The sequence below is a fragment of the Pseudoalteromonas sp. AWM4_233 genome (assembly GCF_056158285.1).
Window position 1 is genome coordinate 1 of record NZ_JBSWSZ010000039.1, and the last position, 8,514, is coordinate 8,514.

At 50.6% G+C, this 8,514-nt stretch carries 9 protein-coding genes and 2 pseudogenes; all 11 read left to right on the plus strand.

Annotated elements, in window-relative coordinates; genetic code table 11:
* Window positions 1-152 (plus strand): HesB/IscA family protein (locus ACXAC4_RS19165; RefSeq protein ID WP_475164749.1); only part of this gene is annotated, 152 nt, incomplete at its 5' end.
* A gap of 117 nt (window positions 153-269) precedes the next feature.
* A complete protein-coding gene (hscB, locus tag ACXAC4_RS19170; protein ID WP_475164738.1) occupies window positions 270-683 on the plus strand; it encodes a Fe-S protein assembly co-chaperone HscB in 414 nt (137 codons plus the stop codon).
* A gap of 47 nt (window positions 684-730) precedes the next feature.
* Window positions 731-2,582: pseudogene (hscA, locus tag ACXAC4_RS19175) on the plus strand (Fe-S protein assembly chaperone HscA).
* 2 nt (window positions 2,583-2,584) lie between these two features.
* Window positions 2,585-2,923: an ISC system 2Fe-2S type ferredoxin gene (gene fdx / locus ACXAC4_RS19180; protein WP_475164740.1), complete on the plus strand. Its 339-nt coding sequence runs from the start codon at window positions 2,585-2,587 to the stop codon at window positions 2,921-2,923.
* A 28-nt stretch (window positions 2,924-2,951) separates the two neighbouring features.
* On the plus strand, window positions 2,952-3,152 hold the full coding sequence (gene iscX / locus ACXAC4_RS19185) for a Fe-S cluster assembly protein IscX (RefSeq protein WP_077478907.1): 201 nt from the start codon (window positions 2,952-2,954) through the stop codon (window positions 3,150-3,152).
* 205 nt (window positions 3,153-3,357) lie between these two features.
* Window positions 3,358-4,653, plus strand: coding sequence for an aminopeptidase PepB (gene pepB / locus ACXAC4_RS19190; RefSeq protein WP_475138399.1), 1,296 nt, complete (start codon window positions 3,358-3,360; stop codon window positions 4,651-4,653).
* Between the two features lie 154 nt (window positions 4,654-4,807).
* The gene (gene ndk, locus ACXAC4_RS19195) at window positions 4,808-5,236 is read left to right on the plus strand and encodes a nucleoside-diphosphate kinase (RefSeq protein WP_475164743.1); all 429 of its coding nucleotides are present in this window, start codon (window positions 4,808-4,810) and stop codon (window positions 5,234-5,236) included.
* A 236-nt stretch (window positions 5,237-5,472) separates the two neighbouring features.
* Complete coding sequence (gene rlmN / locus ACXAC4_RS19200) at window positions 5,473-6,594, plus strand: dual-specificity RNA methyltransferase RlmN (RefSeq protein ID WP_077456450.1); 1,122 nt, start codon at window positions 5,473-5,475, stop codon at window positions 6,592-6,594.
* A gap of 28 nt (window positions 6,595-6,622) precedes the next feature.
* The gene (gene pilW, locus ACXAC4_RS19205; RefSeq protein ID WP_475138402.1) at window positions 6,623-7,378 is read left to right on the plus strand and encodes a type IV pilus biogenesis/stability protein PilW; all 756 of its coding nucleotides are present in this window, start codon (window positions 6,623-6,625) and stop codon (window positions 7,376-7,378) included.
* Window positions 7,368-7,784: a helix-turn-helix domain-containing protein gene (locus ACXAC4_RS19210; RefSeq protein WP_475164745.1), complete on the plus strand. Its 417-nt coding sequence runs from the start codon at window positions 7,368-7,370 to the stop codon at window positions 7,782-7,784. The genes pilW and ACXAC4_RS19210 overlap by 11 nt, the downstream gene beginning before the upstream one ends.
* Window positions 7,785-7,800: 16 nt before the next feature.
* Window positions 7,801-8,469 (plus strand): annotated as a pseudogene (locus ACXAC4_RS19215) (3-dehydroquinate synthase family protein); the annotation flags it as partial.
* Window positions 8,470-8,514 lie beyond the last annotated feature (45 nt).

Here is an 8,514-nt window from a genome sequence, read left to right on the forward strand (position 1 = left end):
ACGGTGTAAAGGTGATTGTCGACAGCAAAAGCCTGCTTTATCTCGAAGGGACAGAGCTGGACTTTGTGAAAGAAGGCCTTAATGAGGGCTTCCAGTTCAACAACCCTAACGTGAGCAGCGAGTGTGGTTGTGGCGAAAGCTTTAACGTGTAATTCGTGAGAGCACATGAATCATTTTGAACTCTTCGAGCTACCGTACCAGTTTGAGCTGGACGGTAGCTCGCTTTTCTTCCACATTCCGGGAACTGCAACGTCAGTACCACCCCGACAATGTGGCTAGCCAAGACGATAAGACCCGTCTTCAGGCGGTACAGAAAAGCATCCCAAATAAACGATGCGTTCCAGACCTTAAAAGATCCGGTGAGTCGCGCAGAATACATGCTGCTCCTGCAGGGTATTGACTTGAAAGACGAGCAACAGACCATGCAGGATCCGGAGTTTTTAATGCAGCAAATGATGCTGCGCGAAGAACTTGAGTCAATCACCGACAGTCATGACGACGCGGCATTGTTTGATTTTGGTGAGAAAGCCCAAGCGCTTTACGACAGCTTGATCGCGGACGTTAAAACTGCGCTAGCACAATCGCAGTGGCAAGATGCTGCGGTGATCGTTCGTAAGCTCAAGTTTGCGGTCAAACTTCGTCAAGAGGTGCGAAACGCGTTGAAGAATCAGCTCATGGGCTGATGTTGCACTTATTCGCCTGTCAACGCAGTAAAGTTTAAGGATTCGACATGGCACTGTTACAGATTTCAGAACCCGGTCAAAGTGCTGCGCCGCACGAGCACAAACACGCGGTGGGCATTGATTTAGGGACCACCAACACCTTGGTAGCGTCGGTGCGAAGTGGCAAGGCGACCACCTTGAACGACCATCAAGACCGACCTTTAATCCCCTCCGTCGTCCACTACGGTGAAGAGACTGTTTCTGTCGGTTACGATGCACTAGACAAAGTGCAGACAGACAGCGCGAACACCTTGGTGTCCGTGAAGCGTATGATGGGGCGCTCATTGGAAGATGTCCAAGCTCGCTACCCTAATTTGCCTTATCAGTTTTCTAAAACCGAAAACGGCCTTCCACAAGTCGAGACGCGTCGAGGGGCGATTAACCCAGTTCAAGGTTCGGCTGATATTTTACGTGCCGTTCGTGAGCGCGCAGAGGACAGCCTAGGCGACGCCTTAGAAGGCGTGGTCATTACGGTGCCCGCTTACTTTGACGATGCGCAGCGCGCAGGGACCAAAGATGCGGCCAAACTTGCAGGCCTCAATGTCTTGCGCCTGCTCAACGAGCCAACCGCGGCGGCGATTGCCTATGGCCTCGACTCTGGTCGAAGAAGGCGTGATTGCTGTGTATGACCTTGGCGGCGGTACCTTTGATATTTCTATTTTGCGCCTCTCGAAAGGGGTGTTTGAGGTCATGGCCACAGGCGGTGATTCGGCACTGGGTGGCGACGATTTTGATCACTTGGTTGAACAGTGGATCTGCGAGCAAGCCGGATTTGAAACCCTGAGTGGTGATGAGCGTCGTACGGTGCTTCACGCGGCGACACAAGCCAAGATTGCGCTATCGTCGGCGGACACCACTGCCATTGATGTACTTGGCTGGCAGGGCGTGCTGACGCGAGAAACGTTCGATCAGCTGGTGGCGCCACTGATCAAGAAAACCTTGATGTCGTGCCGTCGTGCACTGAAAGATGCCAGTGTCAGTGCTGATGAGGTGCTGGAAGTGGTTATGGTGGGCGGCTCAACCCGTGTGCCTGCGGTTCGTGAGCAGGTTGGCCAATTCTTTGGTCGTGAGCCCCTCACCAGCATTGACCCAGATAAAGTGGTTGCCATGGGCGCGGCCACTCAAGCGGATATTTTAGTCGGCAACAAGCCAGACTCTGACATGTTGTTGTTGGATGTGATCCCCTTATCACTCGGTATTGAGACTATGGGTGGCTTGGTGGAAAAAATCATTCCACGTAATACCACGATTCCTGTCGCCAAAGCGCAAGAGTTTACGACCTTCAAAGACGGCCAAACTGGCATGAAAGTGCATGTGGTACAAGGCGAGCGTGAGATGGTCGACGACTGTCGCTCACTGGCCCAGTTTAGTCTGAAAGGCATTCCACCCATGACGGCTGGCGCGGCACATGTGCGCGTCACCTATCAAGTGGATGCTGACGGTTTGCTGTCTGTCACCGCGATGGAAAAATCGACCGAGGTTGAAGCGTCCATCCAAGTGAAGCCGTCTTACGGCCTCAGCGATGACGAGATCGCTACGATGATCAAATCATCGTTTACCCATGCGGCGGAAGACAAAGACGCGCGCTACTTAGCAGAGCAGCGTGTTGAAGCTGACCGCGTGATTGAGGGGCTGCTTGTTGCTATGCAACAAGATGGCGATACCTTGCTTGATGCCGATGAGCAACAAGCACTGGTGAATGAAATAGAAAAACTGATCGCTCTGCGCAACGGTGATGATGGCGCTGCGATAGAAGCCGGAATCAAAGCGCTGGATAAAGCAAGCCAGACTTTTGCGGCACGTCGCATGGACCAATCGATTCGTCATGCGTTGGCCGGCCAATCCATTGATGAGGTGTAATCATGCCTAAGATTATTGTTCTGCCACACCAAGATTTGTGTCCAGAAGGCGCAGAATTAGAGGCCAAAGAAGGTGAAACGGTTCTCGACGTGGCGCTAAAAAACGGTATTGGGATTGAACATGCCTGTGAAAAGTCCTGTGCCTGTACCACGCGTCGCATCATTGTTCGTGAAGGCTTCGACTCACTCGACGAAAGTGACGAGCTAGAAGACGACATGCTGGATAAAGCGTGGGGGCTGGAGCCTGAATCGCGTCTTGGCTGTCAGGCAAAAATCACGGATGAAGATCTCGTGGTCGAGATCCCACGTTATACCCTCAACCATGCGGCAGAAAACCATTAATCCAAGCCGCTAAGGACGGAGAAGCAAGATGAGCTTGAAATGGACAGATTCACGCGATATCGCGATTGAACTGAGTGATATTTACCCAGATGTGGACCCTAAAGCGGTACGCTTTACGGATTTACACCGTTGGATCACTGAGTTAGAGGATTTTGATGACGATCCGGAGCGTTCCAATGAGCGTATCCTAGAAGCGATCATCATGTGTTGGATGGATGAGCTAGACTGAGGGTTAACTCTCGTGAGTGGCTGATAATACTTGTATTTTAGCCACTGCCTCGGCACAGTATCTGTGGCCAAATATCTAACACATTATTAAAAGCGGGCCAATCGGCTCGCTTTTTTACATTCAACTGGCTGTCATCGACCTCGATTAAGATAGCCGGATGACGCTGCGCAGCAAAAAGCAGCGCGATAGTACAAGGAGTGCAACTATGTCTGAAACATTAATGGTTACTTTGTCGCATGAACCGGCAGCCGCGCATTGGGGCGAGAACGCCTTGGTCTCATTTGAGGCGGATAAAGCGGTTGTACACGCGCCAAAAGGCGAGACGCAACGCGATAGAGTACAGCAAGCCGCTCGCAAGCTTGAAGGGCAAGGCGTACCAGCATTAACGCTTAGTGGCGATCATTGGGACTTGGAACTGGCGTGGGCGTTCTATCAAGGTTTGCGCGGCCCGAAAAATACCGTCGCATTTGAACAGGCGGTGCTCAGTGGCGCCGATGCCGATGAGTTTGCCCTGCGCCAGCAAGTGGGCGATTGGGTGCGCGACATTATCAACCAAACTGCCGAAGAAGTGGGCCCTCATCAACTAGCTGCCCGCGCGGGGGAGTTTGTCAAATCCATGGCCCCGGAGGCGGTCAGTTATAAAATTATTTCTGGCACCGATTTGCTTGAGCAAGGCTGGAACGGCATTTACACCGTTGGACGTGGTTCGGCCCGTAAACCGACCATGCTGCAGCTTGACTTCAACCCAACTGGTGATGAATCTGCGCCTGTCTATGCGTGTTTAGTGGGGAAAGGGATCACCTTCGACTCGGGCGGTTACAGCATTAAGCCGTCTGACTTTATGGCGTCGATGAAAGCCGATATGGGTGGTGCTGCCACCGCGACTGGGGCATTGGCGATGGCGATTGCCAAAGGGCTGAATAAGCGCGTCAAATTGATCCTATGCTGCGCAGAAAACATGATCTCAAGCAGCGCCTATAAGCTTGGGGATATCATTACCTACAAAAACGGTGTGACGGTCGAAGTGCTCAACACTGATGCGGAAGGTCGATTAGTCTTAGCCGATGGTCTGATGTACGCCTGTGAACACAAGCCTGAACTCTTGATTGATTGCGCGACCCTAACCGGTGCAGCGAAAGCCGCGTTGGGTAATGACTATCACGCTTTATTCAGTTTTGACGACTCGCTGGCGCATCGCACCCTTGAGGCGGCGCAGCAAGAAGGTGAAGGTATGTGGCCGCTGCCACTGGCAGAATTCCACCGTAAACTCTTGCCTTCATCGTTCGCGGACATTGCCAATGCGTCTTCTGGTGCATACATGCCAGGCGCGAGCACCGCGGCTGCGTTCTTGTCCTACTTCGTGGATGATTATCAAAAAGGTTGGATGCACGTTGATTGCTCCGGTACCTATCGTAAAGCCGCGAATGACAAATGGGCGGTGGGCGCGACCGGTATGGGTGTGAAAACCCTCGCTCGTGTGTTGTTGGATGAGGCGAAATAATTGCTCATTGACTGAAAACAGGCGAAGCATGTCACTGATTTTTTGTGCCAGTTAACGCTTCGCCTGATTAGGCTTAGGGCGCACGGATAAAGTCTGCTAGGGTAGGCCCGTATCGTCCCTTGAGGCCCATTATAGAGAGTGAAAGGAAAAGCGAATGACCATTGAACGCACTTTTTCTATCGTCAAGCCTGATGCCGTAGAGCGTAACCTCATTGGTGCTATCTATCAGCGTATCGAAAGTGCTGGTTTGCGTATTGTCGCAGCGAAAATGCTGCATCTGACCAAGGAGCAAGCAGAAGGGTTTTATGCCGAACACCAAGGCAAACCGTTCTTTGCGTCACTGGTCGAGTTTATGACCTCGGGTCCCATTATGGTCCAAGTGCTAGAAGGTGAGGGCGCGATTAGCCGTTATCGCGAGCTAATGGGGAAAACCAACCCAGAAGAAGCGGCCTGTGGCACCTTGCGCGCCGATTTTGCAGAAAGCATGCAATACAACTCAGTGCATGGCTCGGATAGCCCCGCGTCTGCTGAGCGTGAAATTGCTTACTTCTTCACGGCCGATGATATCGATCCTCGTTGCTAATCCCGCTTTTAGCGCACGGGTGTTTTAAAAAGAGGCGTTGGCCTCTTTTTTTACGTCTTAAGTGCAAATAACCCTGCTCGCTGAGAGTGGAAACTGTGATCTAAAGCCTGTACAATTTCGCGCCTTGAGCGCGCACGCCAGCCCCTTGTCGGCATGACAGGGCGGACAAGCAGCGTGACGCAATGGCGAATATACTTGTCTTTACCACACAGCTAGTTCTTACGAGGCAACCCCCAATGACAACAGAGAAAGTTAATCTGCTTGATTTTGACAGGCAGGCACTCCGTGCATATTTTGCTGACGAGCTCGGCGAAAAGGCATTCCGTGCCGACCAAGTCATGAAGTGGATCTATCACTTCGGTTGCGACGACTTCGATGAGATGAACAACATCAACAAGAAGTTGCGTGAGAAACTCAAGCGTGTGGCGGAGATCCGCGCACCAGAAGTGGCATCGGCCCAGTACTCAAAAGATGGCACCATTAAATGGGCCATGCGTGTGGCTGGCCAAGATGTTGAAACCGTCTATATCCCAGAAGATGACCGGGCTACCTTGTGTGTTTCTTCGCAGGTTGGCTGTGCACTGGATTGTAAATTCTGCTCGACCGGTGCCCAAGGCTTTAACCGCAACTTGCGCGTGTCTGAGATCATCGGTCAGGTATGGCGTGCGGCGAAAGAAATTGGGATTGAAAAAGAAACCGGTCGCCGTCCGATCACTAACGTGGTGATGATGGGCATGGGCGAGCCGTTACTGAACATGAAAAACCTGATCCCAGCGTTGAACCTGATGCTAGACGATAACGCCTATGGCCTATCGAAGCGTCGCGTGACGGTCTCAACCTCAGGGGTTGTATCTGGCCTTGAGCAAATGATCGGTAAAATCGACGTTGCGTTGGCGATTTCTCTGCATGCGCCGAACGATGAGCTTCGCAGCCAGATCATGCCAATCAATGACCGCTGGGACATTGAAGCTTTCCTTGATGCCGTACGCCGCTATATTGCGACATCGAACGCGAACCGTGGTCGTGTCACGGTTGAGTATATTTTGCTCGATCATGTCAACGATTATATGGAGCATGCGCGTCAGCTCGCAGAGCTACTGAAAGATACGCCAGCGAAGATTAACCTTATTCCATTTAACCCGTATCCTGAGTCTCCGTACAAGAAACCGAGTAATTCTCGTATCGATAGGTTTATGAAAACCTTGATGGAATACGATTTTACCGTGACGGTACGCAAGACGCGTGGAGATGATATTGATGCCGCTTGTGGGCAATTAGCTGGCGATATCATTGATCGAACCAAACGCGCCGAGAAGCGACTGGGTGCACAGGAGGTTATCCCTGTTCGTCCAGTCTGACCGTTAGGCTCAGAAAAAGGATAGGGACATGCACCGTACTGGCTGTGTACTCTTACTCATCATGACGTTGGCTGGATGTGCCTCGCCAGTAGAAAAGCAAAAAAGTTCAGAATTTGATAGTATTCGGGCAGCGGATGCCCGAATATCACTGGGATTAGGCTACCTAAACAGTGATCGCTATCAACAAGCGCAGCAAAACTTACAACAAGCGCTACGATATGCGCCAGACTACTATCGTGCCTTGCTGTCAATGGCGTATTATCAACAACGTGTCGGTGAAAGTGAAAAAGCCGACCGTTTTTATCAACAAGCATTGCGCCAGGCGCCCGATAATGGCGACGTATATAACAATTACGGTGTATTTTTGTGTGAGCAGCGGCGTTTCGCTGCGGCGAAGCAAGCATTTTTGCAAGCCATTGCGCAACCGTATTATCATCGGGTGTCAGACAGTTATGAAAATGCCGCTTTTTGTCAGCTAACGGCTGGGGAAAGGCAAAGTGCAAAAGCCTTGTTTGAAAAAGCCGTCGATCATGATCCACTTCGAGTGCGGTCAGGATTGCAACTTGCCAAACTTGAAATCGAAGATGGGCAAGAGACGCGTGCTATCGCACGTATTCAACGTCTGCAAAGACAGATCGGCGAGCGCCCTGCGGGGCTGTTGCTTTTAGTGAAGGCACATCAACAACAAGGCAACGCGGAGCAAGCTGCCCATGATGCACAACGATTGGCGCAACAGTTTCCAGAATCCAAAGAATATCAATTGTACCTAGCGAATGAATACTGAACAGACGGAAGAACAAGCGCAAACGCATACTAAACCTGCGCCCGGGGAAGTATTAAAGCAAGCGCGTGAAAAAATGGGCTGGAGTGTTCGCGATGTTGCCGACAGGCTGAGATTGCGCGTGAGCGTGATTGAAGACCTCGAAAACAACAATCCAGATACCGAACAATTGGCCACGTTTACACGTGGCTATTTGCGATCCTACGCCAAACTGATGCAAATTGACGCCGATAGCCTGATTGGTACCAGCGATATGGAAGCCAGCAGCGCTGAAACGGTGCAAAAAATGCAAAGCTTTTCACGCAAAACACGTCGTCAGAAAAGCGAGAGTCGCTTGATGATGCTTTCGGGTGAGGTGCTGGAGGGTTCTGTCATCCTGTTTCTTTTAACCTTAGCAATACGTAACTGAACGAAGTAACAGAAACAGTGGGCGATTGTTATCACATATAGGTAAATGTCGCCCAGTGATCATCAGCAACGAAACGGTTGCCCCTCTGTACTTAGACTCACTGTTAACTCAACTCAACGAGTTAGAGCCTCTGCATTTTATTCTCCCTGATGGTGAGCAATTTAAAACCCTTGAGTGGTTTGAAAAAGTTTCAGCATTTTTACTTGAACATAATTGTGGTCGAGATACCTGTTTAATCGCGCTTGGCGGTGGGGTAATTGGGGACTTAACAGGCTTTGTGGCGGCGTGCTATCAACGCGGTGTACCATTCATTCAAATTCCAACGACTTTGCTATCACAAGTTGATTCTTCTGTAGGCGGTAAAACAGCAGTAAACCACCCGCTAGGTAAAAACATGATCGGGGCTTTTTATCAGCCCAAAGCAGTTTTCATCGATATCAATAGCTTGAAAACTCTACCCAGTAGAGAGTTTGCAGCGGGCATGGCTGAAGTTATCAAGTACGGTTTAATTTACGACCTAGCACTTCTGAACTTTTTAGAAGAGCAACATGAAGAACTCAGCAATCTACAAAACGATGTGTTACAAAAAGTTATTTACCGTTGCTGTGAAATCAAAGCTGAAATTGTTTCTCAAGACGAGAAAGAAGCAGGCTTGAGGGCACTTCTTAATTTGGGTCACACATTTGGCCAAGGTGCTGTGTAAGAGGTGAATCTAACCGTCGTTAACCTT